Origin of the sequence: Micromonospora fulviviridis (genome assembly GCF_014648395.1) — a bacterium.
Taxonomy (GTDB): Bacteria; Actinomycetota; Actinomycetes; order Mycobacteriales; family Micromonosporaceae; genus Micromonospora; species Micromonospora fulviviridis.
Map to the genome: position 1 here is coordinate 62,396 of NZ_BMRA01000019.1, position 16,197 is coordinate 78,592.

Sequence of the window (16,197 nt, forward strand, 5' to 3'; positions counted from 1 at the left end):
GGAGCGTGGACGGCATGACGGACAGGCTGAGCGAGCTCCAGGCCGCTGGTGTGGCGATCTGGCTCGACGATCTTTCCCGGGTACGACTCAGCTCCGGCGGGCTGGACAAGCTCCGCCGGGAGCAGCACGTGGCCGGGGTGACCACCAACCCGACGATCTTCGCCAAGGCGCTGAGCGACGCCGACGAGTACAACTGGCAGCTGCGCGACCTCGCCACCCGCGGCCTCGAGGTCGAGGAGGCGGTCCGCATGCTCACCACGTACGACGTGCGGTGGGCCTGCGACGTGATGCGCCCGTCGTACGACAAGAGCGCCGGGGTGGACGGCCGGGTGTCGATCGAGGTCGACCCGCGGCTGGCCCACGAGTCCGAGCGGACCGTCGCCGAGGCCAAGGCGCTCTGGTGGCTGGTCGACCGGCCGAACCTGTTCATCAAGATCCCCGCCACCGAGGCGGGCCTGCCGGCGATCACCGCGACCCTGGCCGAGGGGATCAGCGTGAACGTCACGCTGATCTTCGGCCTGGACCGGTACTCGCAGGTCATGGAGGCGTTCCTGGCCGGTCTGGAGCAGGCGAAGGCGAACGGGCACGACCTGTCGAAGATCGGCTCGGTCGCCTCGTTCTTCGTCTCCCGGGTCGACACCGAGGTGGACAAGCGGCTGGAGAAGATCGGCTCCGACGAGGCCAAGGCGCTGCGCGGCAAGGCGGCCATCGCCAACGCCCAGCTGGCGTACGAGCGCTACGGCGAGGTCTTCGGCTCCGACCGGTGGAAGAAGCTGGCCGACGCGGGCGCCCACCCGCAGCGCCCGCTGTGGGCCTCCACCTCGACCAAGAACCCGGACTACCGGGACGTCATCTACGTGGAGGAGCTGATCGCGCCCGGCACGGTCAACACCATGCCGGAAGCGGTCATCCACGCCTACGCCGACCACGGTGAGACCCGCGGCGACACCATCACCGGCTCGTACGACGAGGCCCGGAAGGTCTTCACCGACCTCGAGGCGGTCGGCGTGGACATGGCCGACGTGATCGCCGTCCTGGAGCGGGAGGGCGTGGAGAAGTTCGAGGCGAGCTGGCTGGAGCTGCTCGACGGGGTCAAGAAGTCCCTCGCCGAGGCGGGCAAGGGCACCGGGCAGCCCGGCCGGGCCGCCAAGGGCAACGCGCGGGCCGCCGAACAGGCCGGGGGCAACGCGTGACGGACGGCGCCGGACGCGTCCCGGGGTGCCCCGGGACGCGCCACGCCACGAGGACGGGGTGGTGAGGTGAGCGACCTGCTGGCCGGCCGGGCGGACATCGCCGCCGGGCTGGCCGTGCACGGCGCGGACGCGGTCGACGGGTCGGCACCCGCGTCCGTGCGGGCCGCGCTGGTCGCCGCCGACCTCCCCGCCCGGCTCGCCGCCAAGGACCCGACCCTGTGGGGGCCGGAGGCCGAGGCGACCGCGCGTACCCGGCTTGGCTGGCTGGACACCCACGCGCGCAGCCGCGAGCTGCTCCCCCAGCTCGCCGAGCTGGCCGAGGAGCTGGCCGACCTGGACCACGTGGTGCTGGCCGGGATGGGCGGTTCCTCGCTCGCCCCGGAGGTGATCGCCCGGACCCTCGGCCGGCCGCTGACCGTGCTGGACACCACCGACCCCGGCCAGCTCCGCGCCGCCCTGGCCGACCGGCTGGAGCGCACCGTGGTGGTGCTCGCCAGCAAGTCCGGCGGCACGGTGGAGACCGACAGCATCCGGCGGGCGTACCTCCAGGCGTTCCTGGACGCCGGGATGACCGAGGCGGAGGCCGCCCGGCACTTCGTCGTGGTCACCGACCCCGGCTCCCCGCTCGAGGCGGTCGCGGACGAACTGGGCGCCGTGGTGATCCCGGCCGACCCGGAGGTGGGCGGCCGCTACTCGGCGCTCACCGCGTTCGGGCTGGTCCCCGCCGCGCTGGCCGGGGTGCCGGTCGCCGACCTGCTGGAAGACGCCGAGGCCCTCGCCGGCGCGCTCGACCGGGACCGGGACAACCCGGGCCTGGCCCTCGGGGCGGCGCTCGGGGCGGCGGCCACCAGCGGCCGGGCCACCGTCGCGCTGGTCTCCGACGGCACCGGGCTCGACGGGCTGGGCGACTGGGTCGAGCAACTGCTCGCCGAGTCCACCGGCAAGGCCGGCCGGGGCATCCTGCCGGTGGTGGTGGAGTCCCCGGACGCCCCCGGCGCCACCGGCCCGGGCGTGCTGACCGTGAGCTACGGCGGCGCCCTCGGCCCGGGCGCCGCGCCCGGGCCCGCCGACGTGGCGGTCAACGGCCCGCTCGGGGCGCACTTCCTCACCTGGGAGTACGCCACCGCCATCGCCGCCGCCGTGCTCGACGTCGACCCGTTCGACCAGCCGGACGTCGCCGGGAGCAAGGAGCAGACCGCCCGGCTGCTCGCCGCCGGCACGCCGGCGGAGTCGCCCTCGTCCACCGACGGCGCCATCGAGGTGTACGCCCCGGCCGGGGCACCCGCCGACCTGGCCGGCGCGCTGCGCTGGCTGCTCGACGGGCTGGGCGACGACGGCTACCTGGCGGTGGCCGCGTACCTCGACCGGTGGGCCGACGCGGCGGTGGCCGGGATGCGCCCGCTGCTGGCGCGGGCGACCCCGCGACCGGTCACCTTCGGGTGGGGGCCGCGGTACCTGCACTCCACCGGGCAGTACCACAAGGGCGGCCCGCGGGCCGGCAGCCACCTCCAGGTGACCGGCGGGGTCGCCGACGACCTGCCGGTGCCCGGCCGCCCGTACACCTTCGGAGACCTTCAGGCGGCCCAGGCCGCCGGCGACCGGCGGGCCCTCGCCGGTCGCGGGCGGCCGGTGCTGCGCCTGCACCTGACCGAGCGGGCGGCGGGCGTCGCCCAGCTACTGGATGCGGCCGGACGGACACTGACGTGACGATGAATGACGTGACATCGGCGGAGCGAGGAGGCGGCATGAACCCGCTGCGCGATCCTCAGGACCGCCGGCTGCCACGGATCCCGGAGCCGTGCGCTCTGGTGATCTTCGGGGTGACCGGCGACCTGGCCCGCAAGAAGCTGCTGCCGGCGGTCTACGACCTGGCGAACCGGGGGCTGCTGCCGCCCGGTTTCGTGGTGCTGGGCTTCGCCCGGCGCGACTGGGGCGACGGCGACTTCGAGTCGCTGGCCCACGAGGCGGCCAAGAAGCACGCTCGCACCCCCTGGCGGGAGGAGGTCTGGGCCCGGCTCGCCGGCAACATCAAGTTCGTCGGCGGCTCGTTCGACGACGACGCCGCCTTCGACCACCTCGCCGCCACCCTCGACGAGCTGCGCGACACCCACGGCATCCCCGGCAACGCCGCCTTCTACTTCTCCATCCCCCCGGCGGCCTTCCCCGTGGTGCTCAAGCAGCTCGCCCGCACCGGCATGGCGGACAACGCCAAGTCCGGCGGCTGGCGCCGCGTGGTGGTGGAGAAGCCGTTCGGCAACGACCTGCCCTCGGCGAAGTCGCTCAACGACCTGGTCGACGACGTCTTCACCCGGCAGGACGTCTTCCGGATCGACCACTACCTGGGCAAGGAGACGGTCCAGAACATCCTGGCCCTGCGGTTCGCCAACAACCTGTTCGAGCCGCTGTGGAACTCCAAGTACGTCGACTCGGTGCAGATCACCATGGCCGAGGACGTCGGCATCGGCAGCCGGGCCGCCTTCTACGACTCGGTCGGCACCGCCCGGGACGTGCTCCAGAACCACCTGCTCCAGCTGCTCGCCCTGGTGGCCATGGAGGAGCCGACCAGCTTCGACGCCGACGAGATCCGGACCGAGAAGCTCAAGGTGCTCAAGGCCATCACGGTGCCGAACGACGTCTCCCAGGACACCGTCCGCGGCCAGTACCTGCCCGGCTGGGTCGGTGGCGAGCGCGCCGTCGGCTACCTCGACGAGGAGGGCGTCCCGCCGGACTCCACCACCGAGACGTACGTGGCGGTGAAGCTGGGCATCCAGAACCGGCGCTGGGCCGGGGTGCCGTTCTACATCCGGGCCGGCAAGCGGCTGCCCCGGCGGGTCACCGAGGTGGCCATCGTGTTCAAGAAGGCGCCACACCTGCCGTTCAACCAGGCCGACATGGAGTCGCTCGGCCCCAACCAGCTCGTCATCCGGGTCCAGCCGGACGAGGGCGTGGTGCTGAAGTTCGGCTCCAAGGTGCCGGGCACCACCATGGAGGTCCGCGACATCGCGATGGACTTCCAGTACGGCGAGGCGTTCACCGAGTCCAGCCCCGAGGCGTACGAGCGGCTGGTGCTGGATGTGCTCATCGGCGACCGGACGCTGTTCCCGGACGCCGCCGAGGTCGAGCAGAGCTGGCAGGTGGTGGACCCGCTGGAGCACGCGTGGACGGGCACCAGGCCGGAGCCGTACCGGGCCGGCGAGTGGGGCCCCCGGGCCGCCGACGAGATGCTGGCCCGCGAGGGCCGGGCCTGGAGGAGAGCATGATCGGGCTGTGGGACACCACCGGGAACGAGGTCGTCAAGGCGCTCGCCGCCGAGCGGCGCAGCGCGGGCGGGGTGGCCAGCGGCATGGCGCTCACGCTGATCGTGGTGGTCGACGAGAAGCGGGTCCGGGAGGCTGAGGCGGCGGCGACCATCGCGGCCGCCGCCCACCCGTGCCGGCTGCTCGTGGTGGTCCGCTCCGACGTCGAGCGGGAGCGCAACCGGTTGGACGCGGAGATCGTCGTCGGCGGCCGACTCGGCCCGTGCGAGGCCGTGGTGACCCGGATGTACGGCCGGCTCGCGCTGCACGCCGAGTCGGTGGTGATGCCGCTGCTGGTGCCGGACGTGCCGGTGGTGACCTGGTGGCACGGCGAGCCGCCGGAGGAGATCGCCACGGACTTCCTCGGCGTGGTGGCCGACCGGCGGATCACCGACTCGGCGCAGGCCGCCGACCCGATCGCCGCGCTGCGGCAGCGGGCCGTCGACTACGCGCCGGGCGACACCGACCTGGCCTGGACCCGGATCACCCCGTGGCGCACCCTGGTCGCCGGGGCGTTCGACACCACCCAGGCCCGGGTCACCGAGGCGAGCGTGGTGGCGCCGCGGACCGACCCGACGGCGGCGCTCATGCGCGGCTGGCTGGCCGCCCGGCTCGGCATCGACCCGGTCTGGGAGCACACCGACGAGTTCCCCCGGATGCGCGAGGTGCAGCTGCGTTGCGCCAACGGCGACCGGCTGACGCTGACCCGGGACGACAGCGTGGCCATCTTCCGGCGTACCGGGCAGGAGGACCGGACGCTGCCGCTGGTCCGCCGGCCGCTCGGCGACGAGCTGGCCGAGGAGCTGCGCCGGCTCGACGCCGACCAGGTCTACGCCGAGACGCTCGGCGCGACCGCCGGGTTGACCGGGCTGGACCAGCGGTCCGCCCAGCGGGTGCACGTGTGGAAGGATCCGGCGACCGCCCAGCGGGCCGAGGCCGGGGTGACCGCGCACGCCGGCGCGACCGCCAACGAGTGAGCGGGCCCGCCGGCCCGCCGTGGCGGCACGGACCGCTCGGCGGTCGGACAGCACAGGTGACCGCCGCGGGGCGGTCGGAACACGAAGGCGCGATGGATGAGTGAGGCGAGTGTCGCCGTACACGCCGACCCCGACCTGCTGGCGCAGGCGGTGGCGGCCCGGCTGGTGGTGAAGCTGCTCGACGCGCAGGCCGAGCGGGGCCAGGCGTCGGTGGTGCTGACCGGCGGGCGGATCGCCGCGGCGGTGTACCGGGCGGTGACCCAGCTGCCGGCCCGGGACGCCGTCGACTGGTCCCGCGTCGACGTCTGGTGGGGCGACGAGCGGTTCCTGCCGGCCGGTGACCCGGAGCGCAACGAGACCCAGGCCCGCGCGGCGCTGCTGGACGTGGTCCCGCTGGACCCGGCCCGCATCCACCCGATGCCGGCCTCGGACGGGCCGGCCGGCAACGACCCGGAGGCTGCCGCCGCCGGGTACGCGCAGGAGCTGGCCCGGGCCGCCCGGCCGGGGACTGCCGCCCTCCCCCACTTCGACGTGCTGATGCTCGGTGTCGGCGAGGACGGGCATGTGGCCTCGGTCTTCCCCGAGCACCCGGTGCACCACGACAACCGCCCGGTCAGCGCGGTACGCGGCAGCCCCAAGCCGCCGCCCGTGCGGACCACGCTGACCCTGCCGGCGATCAACACGGCCGAGGAGGTCTGGCTGGTGGCAGCCGGGGCGGACAAGGCCCGGGCGGTGGGGATGGCCCTCGCCGGGGCCGGGCCGGTGCAACTGCCGGCGGCCGGGGTGCGCGGGGTCTCCCGTACCCTCTGGCTGCTGGACCGGGCGGCGGCGGCCGACGTGCCGCCCCGCCTGCGCAGCCTGCGCTGAACGGCGGCGGAGCCCCGGCCCGGGCGGGCCGGGGCTCCCGCGTGTTCAGGCCCGGCCGCGCCGCCGGCGCAGTGTCTCCAGGGCCTCGGCGAGCAGCGCCTCGCCCTGCTCGGGGGTGCGCCGCTCCTGCACGTACGCCAGGTGGGTCTTGTAGGGCTCGACCCGGGTCCGGCCGGGCGGGTTGCCCGGGTCGGGGCCGGCCGGCTCGCCGCAGCGCGGGCAGTCCCAGGTCTCCGGGGCCTCCGCCTCGGCGGCGATGAGGAACTGGACGCGGTGGGCGTTTTCGCACCAATAGGTGACCGGCCGGCGGGGCGCCGGCTCGACGCGCTGGTCGAAGCGCTCGGGGGCGGACCCGATCCGGGTGCCGCGGATGACGTTGCCACTGGACACGGCTGCTCGCTCCTGTCGTCGGAGGGGACCGCCGCTAGCGGGGTGGGCGGCGGGCGACGCGCGGAGAAACAAAACTGCGCGCGGTCCGTGACGGACCGCGCGCAGATTGTACGACTCGGAGCGCTCGCTCAGGCGCCGCTGCCCGTCTGGAGCCGGAGCCACAGCCCGATCCCGACGATGCACGCGAACCAGATGATCCCGACCAGAACGGTGTAGCGGTCGAGGTTCTTCTCGGCCACCGAGGAGCCGGCCAGGCTGGAGCTGACGCCGCCGCCGAACATGCTCGACAACCCGCCACCCTTACCACGGTGCAGGAGGATCAGCAGGGTGAGCAGGATGCTCGTGATGACCAGCAACACGATCATCGTGTAGGCGAACCAGATCGGCATGGCGGGGGTCAGTCCTCTCGTTGCGATCACTGCCCGGTCGTGTCGGGCACGGCGGCACCGACCGGTGGGCGGGCAGCGTCAAGGATAGCGAGCGATCAGCGGGCGATGTGCTCCGGGAACCGGCAGATCTGCGCGAATTCCTCGGCGTCCAGGCTGGCGCCGCCGACCAGGGCCCCGTCCACGTCCGGCTGGGCCATGATCGCGGCGACGTTCGAGGACTTCACCGACCCGCCGTAGAGGATCCGGACCTGGTCCGCGGTGTCCTGGCCGAAGGTCTCCACGAGGCGCTTACGCACCTCGCCGCAGACCTCCTGGGCGTCCTCCGGGGTCGCCGTCTTGCCGGTGCCGATCGCCCAGACCGGCTCGTACGCCACGACGACCTTGGTGACCTGCTCCGGGGTGAGCCCCTTCAGCGCGCCGTCCAGCTGGTCGCAGCAGTGCGGCACGTGCTTGAGCTGCTCGCGGATCTCCAGCCCCTCCCCGATGCAGAGGATCGGGGTGAGCCCGTTCGCCAGCGCGGCGGCCACCTTGGCGTTGACCAGCGCGTCGTCCTCGTGGTGGTACTGCCGCCGCTCGGAGTGGCCGACCACCACGTAGGTGCAGCCCAGCTTGGCGAGCATCGGCCCGGCGATGTCCCCGGTGTACGCGCCCGACTGGAACGGCGACAGGTCCTGCGCGCCGTAGCCGATCAGCAGCTTGTCGCCGTCCACCGCGGTCTGCACGGTGCGCAGGTCGGTGAACGGCGGCAGGACCACCGTCTCGACCTCGGTGAGCTGCTTCTCGTTGAGGCTCGCGGCCAGCTTCTGCACCAGCAGGTTGGCCTCGAGGTGGTTCAGGTTCATCTTCCAGTTGCCGGCCATCAGCGGCCGGCGGGTGGTGCTCGCCATTCAGTTCTCCAGGGCCGCGATGCCGGGGAGGGTCTTGCCCTCGAGGTACTCCAGGGAGGCGCCGCCGCCCGTCGAGATGTGGCCGAAGGACGACTCGTCCAACCCGAGCGCCCGCACCGCCGCGGCGGAGTCACCGCCACCGACCACGCTGAACGCGTCGGCCTTGGTGATCGCCTCGGCGACGCCCCGGGTGCCGTTGGCGAAGGCGGCCATCTCGAACACGCCCATCGGGCCGTTCCAGAAGATGGTCTTCGCCTGGGACAGCGCGGCGGCGAAGCCGGCCACCGTCTCCGGGCCGATGTCCAGGCCCAGCCGGTGGCTCGGGATGCCGTCGGCGGGCACGACGTCGTGCGCGGCGTCCGGCGCGAACGCGTCCGCCACCACCACGTCGACCGGCAGCATGATCTTGCCCCCGGAGCGCTCCAGGAGGTTGCCGCAGGTCTCGACCATCTCCTTCTCGAGCAGCGAGGTGCCCACCTCGTGGCCCTGGGCCTTGAGGAAGGTGAAGCACATCCCGCCGCCGATGAGCAGCCGGTCGACCTTCGGCAGCAGGGCCTCGATCACGGCCAGCTTGTCGGAGACCTTGGAGCCGCCCAGCACCACCACGTACGGCCGCTCCGGGTCGCCGGTGAGCTTGCCGAGCACCTCCACCTCGCGCAGCACGAGGCGGCCGGCCACGTGCGGCAGCCGGGCCGGCACGTCGTGGACGCTGGCGTGCTTGCGGTGCACGGCGCCGAAGGCGTCGTCGACGTACGCGTCGCCGAAGGCGGCGAGCTGGTCGGCGAAGGCGCCCCGCTCGGCGTCGTCCTTGCTGGTCTCACCCTTGTTGAAGCGCAGGTTCTCCAGCAGGGCCACCTGGCCGTCGGCCAGCCCCTCCACGGTGGAGCGGGCCGAGTCGCCGACGGTGTCCTCGGCGAAGTGCACCGGCGCGCCGAGCAGCTCACCGAGCCGCCCGGCGACCGGGCGGAGGCTGAACTGCGGGTCCGGCGCGCCCTTCGGGCGGCCCAGGTGCGAGCAGACAACCACCTTGGCGCCGGCCTGGACCAGCGCGCTGAGGGTCGGCAGCACGGCCCGGATCCGGCCGTCGTCGGTGATCTCACCGCTCTGCTTGTCGAGCGGGACGTTCAGGTCGGCGCGCACCAGCACGCGCCGACCCGAAACCCCCTCGCCGAGCAGGTCGTCGAGGTTGCGGATGCTCACAGCGACGAACCCACCAGCTTGACCAGGTCGACCAGGCGGTTCGAGTAGCCCCACTCGTTGTCGTACCAGCCGACGACCTTGACCTGGTTGCCGATCACCTTGGTCAGCGGCGCGTCGAAGATGCACGACGCCGGGTCGGTGACGATGTCGGCGGAGACGATCGGGTCCTCGTTGTAGGTCAGGATGCCCCGCAGCGGGCCCTCGGCGGCGGCCTTGAGCGCGGCGTTGACCTCGTCCACCGTGGTCTCCCGGCCGACCGTCACGGTCAGGTCGGTGGCGGAGCCGGTCGGGATCGGCACGCGCAGCGCGTAGCCGTCCAGCTTGCCCTTGAGGTCCGGCAGGACCAGGCCGATCGCCTTCGCGGCGCCGGTCGAGGTCGGCACGATGTTGAGCGCGGCGGCGCGGGCCCGGCGCAGGTCCTTGTGCGGCGCGTCCTGCAGGTTCTGGTCCTGCGTGTACGCGTGGATGGTGGTCATCAGACCCTGCTGGATGCCGAACGTGTCGTGCAGCACCTTGGCCATCGGGGCGAGGCAGTTGGTGGTGCAGGAGGCGTTCGAGATGATCGTGTGCTTGGCCGGGTCGTACTGGTCCTGGTTGACGCCCATGACCAGGGTGACGTCCTCGTTCTTCGCCGGGGCGGAGATGATGACCTTCTTGGCCCCGCCGTCGACGTGCGCCTTCGCCTTGGTGGCGTCGGTGAAGAAACCGGTGGACTCGATGACGACGTCGGCGCCGACCTCGCCCCACGGCAGCTTGGCCGGGTCCTTCTCGGCGTACGCCTTGATGGTCTTGCCGCCCACGGTGATCTCGTCGGCGGTGGCCTTCACCTCGTGCGGGAGGCGACCCAGGATGCTGTCGTACTTGACAAGGTGGGCGAGCGTCGCGTTGTCGGTCAGGTCGTTGACCGCCACGACCTCGATGTCAGCGCCGGACGCCAGCACTGCCCGGAAGAAGTTGCGGCCGATCCGGCCGAAGCCGTTGATGCCAACCCGGATGGTCACAGGTCCCATCTCCTCGCGTTCTGGTCCGCCGGCGTCAGACCCGGCCGGCGGAGATTGTTCGCCGACCGGTGGAGCCGGCCGTTGACGGTTCATCTCGGCCACCCCGCCGCGGTCCCAGGAGACCAGACCGCCCGAGGCGGTGAGCACGGCTAGGGGTGCCTTTGCCGGCCCCCTTGCCGTACGCAGCGACCTTATCCGAGCGCGCGCCGCCGCGCTGCGGCGGGTGGTGATCCCCCTCGCAGCTCGACGCCTCACCGGTCCTATCAGACCACGAGCATGTCGGGCGTGACGGCCGCTTCGGTATCCGGGATGCCCAGGTCGCGGGCCCGCTTGTCGGCCAGCGCGAGCAGCCGGCGGATCCGGCCGGCGATGGCGTCCTTGGTCAGCGGCGGATCGGCCAGCGCGCCGAGTTCCTCCAGCGAGGCCTGCCGGTGCTCCAGACGCAGCCGGCCCGCCGAGGTCAGGTGGTTGGGGGCGTCCTCGGCGAGGATCTCCAGCGCCCGGGTCACCCGGGCGGCGGCGGCCACCGCGGCGCGGGCCGAGCGGCGCAGGTTGGCGTCGTCGAAGTTGGCCAGTCGGTTCGCGGTGGCCCGGACCTCGCGGCGCACCCGCCGCTCCTCCCAGGCGAGCACACTGGAGTGGGCACCGATGCGGGTCAGCAGCGCGGCGATCGCGTCGCCGTCCTTGACCACCACCCGGTCCACCCCGCGCACCTCGCGGTTCTTGGCGGTGATGCCGATCCGGCGGGCCGCACCGACCAGGGCGAGAGCCGACTCCGGACCCGGGCAGGTGATCTCCAGCGCGCTGGATCGGCCCGGCTCGGTCAGCGAGCCGTGCGCCATGAACGCGCCCCGCCAGGCGGAGACCGCGCAGCAGACGTTGGCGGCCACCACGTGCGGCGGCAGGCCGCGCACCGGGCGACCCCGGACGTCCAGCAGGCCGGTCTGCCGCGCGAGGGCCTCGCCGTCCTTGACCACCCGCACGATGAAGTGGCTGCCCTTGCGCAGGCCACCCGAGGCGAGCACGTGGATCTCGCTCGGGTAGCCGTAGACCTCGGCGATCTCCCGGCGCAGCCGCCGGGCCACCGCGCCGGTGTCCAGCTCCGCCTCGACCACGACGCGACCCGACACGATGTGCAGGCCGCCCGCGAACCGGAGCAGGGCGGCCATCTCCGCCCGCCGGCAGCAGGGCTTGGGCACGTCGACCCGACTCAGCTCGTCCTTGACCGCAGCCGTCATCGCCATGTTGCGCGCCCCCTCACGGACCGGTTCCGGCGTGTCGCCGGTGATTACGTACGTGTCTAACGATCGGCGCCCAGGACAGGCACCAGCGCGGCGCCCAGGGCGGCCGGATCATGACGGGGCGTGCCGTCGGTGACGGCGACGGGAGCGAGGACCAGCCGGGCACCCAGAGATTCTGCCGCACGTTCGACCGCCGCGGGATCACCCACCGCCGTGGAGTCGGCCAACACCATGTCCACCTTCAACTCGGGCAGATAGCGCCGGAGGGTGTCCAGATGGTCGGGCAGGGAGAGCCCGAGGGTCTCCTTCTCCGCCACCAGGTTGAGGGTCACCAGCCGACGCGCCGGGCTGGAGACGATCGCGTCGGCCAGACCCGGCACCAGCAGGTGCGGCAGCACGCTGGTGTACCAGCTGCCCGGCCCGAAGATCAGCCAGTCGGCCGCGCGTACCGCGGTCACCGCCTCCGCGCACGCGGCCGGCGCGGCCGGGGTGAGCCGCAGCGACTCGACGGTGCCGGAAGTGACCGCCACCTGGTGCTGGCCGCGCACCGTCCGCACCTCGTCGGGGCGGTCCGGGTCGGCGCCGCGTACCCGGGCCTCGATGCCGACCGGCTGGCGGGACATCGGCAGCACCCGCCCCACCGCGCCGAGCATCGCGCCGGCGTGGTCGAGCGCGGCCACCGGATCGCCGAGCAGCTCGGTCAGCCCGTGCAGCAGCAGGTTGCCGACCGCGTGGCCGGCGAGCGGGTCGCCCGCCCCGCCGGTCGGGGCCGGCGCGGCGAGCGTCGGCGCCGGCGGCACGGCGGCGGCGAAGCGGTGCTGGAACAGCGCCGCGCTGCGCCGGGTGGCCGGGTGGTCCCCGGCCAGGGCCACGAGCGCCTGCCGCAGGTCGCCCGGGGGCAGGCCGCCGCGCTCGGCGCGCAGCCGCCCGCTGGAGCCGCCGTCGTCGCCCACGGTGACCACCGCGGTGATGTCCAGGTCCAGTCCGGGTACGCAGTGCCGCAGCGCGCGCAGCGACGCCGACAGCCCGTGTCCGCCGCCGAAGGCGACCACCCTGGTCGGGGTCATTCCCGCCCCAGGTCCCGGTGCTGGGCGTTGGCGGCGATGCCGGAGCGGCGCAGCCGGGCGGCCAGCTCCTCGGCGATCGCCACGCTCCGGTGCTTGCCGCCGGTGCAGCCGACGGCCACGGTCAGGTAGCGCTTGCCCTCCCGCTCGAAACCGGCGGTGGTGGCGTTGACCAGGTCCGCGTACCCGGCCACGAAGGCGTCCGCCCCCTCCTGGCCCAGCACGTACGCGCTGACCGCCTCCTCGCGCCCGGTGTGCTCGCGCAGCTCCGGCACCCAGTACGGGTTGGGCAGGAACCGCGCGTCCATCACGAAGTCGGCGTCCGGCGGGAGGCCGTACTTGAAGCCGAAGGAGAGCACGGTGATTCGCAACCGGCGGGAGTCCTCCCCGCCGAACAGCTCCTCGACCCGGCGGCGGAGCTGGTTCACGTTGAGGTGGCTCGTGTCGATGATCACGTCGGCCTGGTCGCGGGCCTCCTCCAGCAGGGCCCGCTCCACGGCGATCCCGTCGGCCAGCCGCCCGTCGCCCTGCAACGGGTGCGAGCGGCGGACGCTCTCGAAGCGGCGGATCAGCACCTCGTCGTCGGCGTCGACGAAGACCACCCGGGGCTGGAAGCCGCGCTCGCGCAGCTCCCGGATCGCCCCGGCCAGGTCGGTGGAGAAGGCCCGCGAGCGGACGTCCAGCACCATCGCCGTACGCCGGGCCGCGCCGCCGGCCTTGAACGCCAGCTCGGCCATGTCCAGCATGAGCGCCTGGGGGAGGTTGTCCACCACGTAGTAGCCGACGTTCTCCAGCGCGCGAGCCACCGTGCTGCGGCCACCGCCGGACAGGCCGGTCACCACCACCAGGGTGGTGTCCGCCTCGGCCGGCGCCGGCCGCCCGAGAGCTGTCTCCGCGTTGGTCGGCACCAGGTCTCCCGCCGTCCGCGCCTCGCTCACCCGCTACCCCCAGCCGTGGCGCCGCGGCCGGTCGGCCGCGCATGGTCAGTCAGCGACTCTAACGGCTGCGACCCCGTCCGGGATTCCACGGGGTGACGACCGGAACAGGTGCTTGTCCGTTTTGTCGAGGTCCGGTTGCCGCCTTCGCCAGGTCCGGTTGCCGCTTCACCCGGCCCGGTTGCCGCCACGCGCCCGTTTGGGGCGTGGGGGTGTCGGCGGGCGCTCGTAGACTGCGCGGATGGTCTCCCCCACCGACGAGCGGACCGAGGACGCCCTGCGGGTGCTCCGCCGGGTGTTCGGCTACAACGCCTTCCGCGGCTTCCAGCACGAGGTCGTCGAGCACGTGGTGGCCGGCGGCGACGCGCTGGTGCTGATGCCGACCGGGGGCGGCAAGTCGCTCTGCTACCAGATCCCGGCGCTCGTCCGCGACGGCGTGGCGGTGGTCGTCTCGCCGCTGATCGCGCTCATGCAGGACCAGGTCGGCGCGCTCACCGCGGTCGGCGTCCGGGCCGGGTTCCTCAACTCGACCCAGGACCTGACCGAGCGGCGACGGGTCGAGGCGGCGTTCCTCGCCGGCGAGCTGGACCTGCTCTACCTCGCCCCGGAGGGGCTGGCGACGCGCTCCACGGTCGCCCTGCTGGAGCGCGGGCGGATCGCGCTCTTCGCGATCGACGAGGCGCACTGCGTCTCGCAGTGGGGGCACGACTTCCGCCCCGACTACCTCAACCTCTCCATGCTGCACGAGCGCTGGCCGGGGGTGCCGCGGATCGCGCTCACCGCGACCGCCACCGGGGCCACCCGCACGGAGATCGCCACCCGGCTCAAGCTCACCGACGCCCGGCACTTCGTGGCCAGCTTCGACCGGCCCAACATCCAGTACCGGATCGTGCCCAAGCGGGAGCCGCGCAAGCAACTGCTCGCCCTGCTGCGCGACGAGCACCCGGGCGACGCCGGCATCGTCTACTGCCTCTCCCGGGCCTCCGTCGAGAAGACCGCCGAGTTCCTGGTCGCCAACGGCATCCCGGCACTGCCCTACCACGCCGGGCTGGACGCGGCGACCCGAGCGGCCAACCAGCAGCGCTTCCTGCGCGAGGACGGGCTCGTCATGGTCGCCACCATCGCCTTCGGCATGGGCATCGACAAGCCCGACGTACGCTTCGTCGCCCACCTCGACCTGCCCAAGTCGGTGGAGGGCTACTACCAGGAGACCGGGCGCGCCGGGCGCGACGGGCTGCCGTCGACGGCCTGGCTGGCGTACGGGCTCCAGGACGTGGTGCAGCAGCGCAAGATGATCGAGACGTCGGAGGGCGACCTGGCCCACCGGCGCAACCTGGCCACCCACCTCGACGCCATGCTGGCGCTCTGCGAGACGGTCCGCTGCCGACGCGCGCAACTCCTCGAATACTTCGGCGAGGGCGGCACCGCCAACTGCGGCAACTGCGACACCTGCCTGGAGCCGCCGGAGTCCTGGGACGGCACGGTCGCCGCCCAGAAGCTGCTCTCCACCGTCTACCGCCTCGACCGGGAACGCAACCAGCGGTTCGGCGCCGGGCACTGCGTGGACATCCTGCTCGGCAAGCGCACCGACAAGATCGACCAGTACGGCCACGACTCGCTGAGCACCTTCGGCATCGGCACGGACCTGCGCGAGGCCGAGTGGCGGGGCGTGGTGCGGCAACTGCTCGCCGAGGGCCTGCTCGCCGTCGAGGGCGACTACGGCACCCTGGCCCTGACCGAGGCGAGCGCCGAGGTGCTGGGCCGCCGGCGGACCGTCACCATGCGGCGCGAGCCGGAACGGCCCGCGTCCGGCCGGTCCGCGAAGCCCCGGGGCGCGGCGACCGTGGTGGCCGACCTCGCCCCGGCCGCCGTCCCGGTGTTCGAGCGGCTCCGCGCCTGGCGGGCGGCCACCGCCAAGGAACAGGGGGTCCCGGCGTACGTGGTCTTCCACGACGCCACCCTGCGGCAGATCGCCAGCGAGGCGCCGACCTCGCTGGCCGAGCTGTCCCGGATCAGCGGCGTCGGCGACAACAAGCTGGCCAAGTACGGCGAGGGGATCCTCGCCCTACTCACCGAGTCCGGAGACGGTCCGTCCTGAGACACGACGAAGGGCCGGCCCCTTGTGGGGGCCGGCCCTTCGTGCTCGCTCCTGTCAGCGGTTGGCCGGTCAGGAGGCGCTGTAGCCGCGGGTGGCGATCCAGTCGGCGAGGTTGTCCACGCTCATCCGGTAGGAGGCCATGTTCGGGTCGGCGGAGTCGGCGATGGTCACGGTCTTCCCGTTGTCGCGGTAGCCGACGACGCTGATGTAGTGGCCGCCTTCGAAGGAGTGGGTGTTGCCGTCGGTGTCGGTGGCGGTGCCGGCGATGTTGGCGACCACGGCGCGGCCGTCGTCGACGGTGCGCACGATGTCGGCGCGCAGGGTGTCGGTCTGCTTGTCGTCGGCCTTGCCGTCGCGGATTTCGACGGACCGGTAGGTCTTGCCGGTCTCCTTGTTCAGGACGGGGGTGATGTCGTTGATGCTGTTGGTGCCGGCCTCGGTGGTGCCCATCTCCTTGGCCATGGCGTCGACGTCGATGTTCTTGCCGAGAACGCTGATGGCGTTACGGGTGGCGGCGGGGCCGCAGTAGTAGAAGTTCGGCTGGGCCTCGTAGCGGACGTCCAGCTCCCGCTCGCCGTGACCCTTACGGTCGGTGGTGACCTTGGTGGTGTTCTCGGCGGGGGCGGCGTGCGCGGCGATCGCGGGGCCGGCGATCCCAC

General features: G+C 73.2%; 15 protein-coding genes. 6 read left to right on the forward strand and 9 right to left on the reverse strand.

Annotated features, from left to right (window positions below; translation table 11 throughout):
- Window positions 1-14 precede the first annotated feature (14 nt).
- The 5 genes from tal to pgl all read left to right on the forward strand — a co-directional run bounded on the left by tal (window position 15) and on the right by pgl (window position 6,333).
- Window positions 15-1,193 (forward strand): transaldolase, encoded by a 1,179-nt coding sequence (gene tal, locus IEY96_RS31470; RefSeq protein ID WP_189198428.1) that lies wholly within the window; start codon window positions 15-17, stop codon window positions 1,191-1,193.
- A 66-nt stretch (window positions 1,194-1,259) separates the two neighbouring features.
- A complete protein-coding gene (locus tag IEY96_RS31475) occupies window positions 1,260-2,900 on the forward strand; it encodes a phosphoglucose isomerase-related protein (protein ID WP_189198429.1) in 1,641 nt (546 codons plus the stop codon).
- A gap of 38 nt (window positions 2,901-2,938) precedes the next feature.
- The gene (gene zwf, locus IEY96_RS31480; protein ID WP_189198430.1) at window positions 2,939-4,453 is read left to right on the forward strand and encodes a glucose-6-phosphate dehydrogenase; all 1,515 of its coding nucleotides are present in this window, start codon (window positions 2,939-2,941) and stop codon (window positions 4,451-4,453) included.
- Window positions 4,450-5,466: a glucose-6-phosphate dehydrogenase assembly protein OpcA gene (locus IEY96_RS31485; RefSeq protein WP_189198431.1), complete on the forward strand. Its 1,017-nt coding sequence runs from the start codon at window positions 4,450-4,452 to the stop codon at window positions 5,464-5,466. The genes zwf and IEY96_RS31485 overlap by 4 nt, the downstream gene beginning before the upstream one ends.
- Window positions 5,467-5,562: 96 nt before the next feature.
- On the forward strand, window positions 5,563-6,333 hold the full coding sequence (pgl, locus tag IEY96_RS31490; protein ID WP_148431803.1) for a 6-phosphogluconolactonase: 771 nt from the start codon (window positions 5,563-5,565) through the stop codon (window positions 6,331-6,333).
- 45 nt (window positions 6,334-6,378) lie between these two features.
- Here the strand turns inward: pgl and IEY96_RS31495 are convergent, their stop codons facing one another.
- The 8 genes from IEY96_RS31495 to rapZ form a co-directional block, all read right to left on the reverse strand.
- Window positions 6,379-6,723 carry an RNA polymerase-binding protein RbpA gene (locus IEY96_RS31495; RefSeq protein ID WP_189198432.1) on the reverse strand — a complete coding sequence of 115 codons (345 nt, stop codon included), beginning with the start codon at window positions 6,721-6,723 and terminating at the stop codon, window positions 6,379-6,381.
- 128 nt (window positions 6,724-6,851) lie between these two features.
- Entirely contained in the window at window positions 6,852-7,112 is a 261-nt protein-coding gene (gene secG / locus IEY96_RS31500) for a preprotein translocase subunit SecG (protein ID WP_151461972.1), read from the reverse strand.
- 95 nt (window positions 7,113-7,207) lie between these two features.
- Entirely contained in the window at window positions 7,208-7,999 is a 792-nt protein-coding gene (gene tpiA, locus IEY96_RS31505) for a triose-phosphate isomerase (RefSeq protein WP_189198433.1), read from the reverse strand.
- Window positions 8,000-9,199 carry a phosphoglycerate kinase gene (locus IEY96_RS31510; RefSeq protein ID WP_189198434.1) on the reverse strand — a complete coding sequence of 400 codons (1,200 nt, stop codon included), beginning with the start codon at window positions 9,197-9,199 and terminating at the stop codon, window positions 8,000-8,002. It abuts the gene before it with no gap.
- Window positions 9,196-10,200 (reverse strand): type I glyceraldehyde-3-phosphate dehydrogenase, encoded by a 1,005-nt coding sequence (gene gap / locus IEY96_RS31515; RefSeq protein WP_189198435.1) that lies wholly within the window; start codon window positions 10,198-10,200, stop codon window positions 9,196-9,198. Before gap ends, IEY96_RS31510 begins: the two co-directional genes overlap by 4 nt.
- 263 nt (window positions 10,201-10,463) lie before the next feature.
- A complete protein-coding gene (gene whiA, locus IEY96_RS31520) occupies window positions 10,464-11,444 on the reverse strand; it encodes a DNA-binding protein WhiA (RefSeq protein WP_088999356.1) in 981 nt (326 codons plus the stop codon).
- Window positions 11,445-11,500: 56 nt separating this feature from the next.
- Window positions 11,501-12,508 carry a gluconeogenesis factor YvcK family protein gene (locus IEY96_RS31525; RefSeq protein WP_189198436.1) on the reverse strand — a complete coding sequence of 336 codons (1,008 nt, stop codon included), beginning with the start codon at window positions 12,506-12,508 and terminating at the stop codon, window positions 11,501-11,503.
- A complete protein-coding gene (gene rapZ / locus IEY96_RS31530) occupies window positions 12,505-13,413 on the reverse strand; it encodes an RNase adapter RapZ (protein ID WP_091322417.1) in 909 nt (302 codons plus the stop codon). Before rapZ ends, IEY96_RS31525 begins: the two co-directional genes overlap by 4 nt.
- A gap of 268 nt (window positions 13,414-13,681) precedes the next feature.
- Between rapZ and recQ the strand changes: the two genes are divergently transcribed.
- Complete coding sequence (gene recQ / locus IEY96_RS31535) at window positions 13,682-15,538, forward strand: DNA helicase RecQ (protein WP_189198437.1); 1,857 nt, start codon at window positions 13,682-13,684, stop codon at window positions 15,536-15,538.
- A gap of 69 nt (window positions 15,539-15,607) precedes the next feature.
- On the opposite strand, the gene IEY96_RS31540 is transcribed toward recQ, so the two are convergent.
- Window positions 15,608-16,197 (reverse strand): C39 family peptidase (locus IEY96_RS31540; protein ID WP_189198438.1); only part of this gene is annotated, 590 nt, incomplete at its 5' end.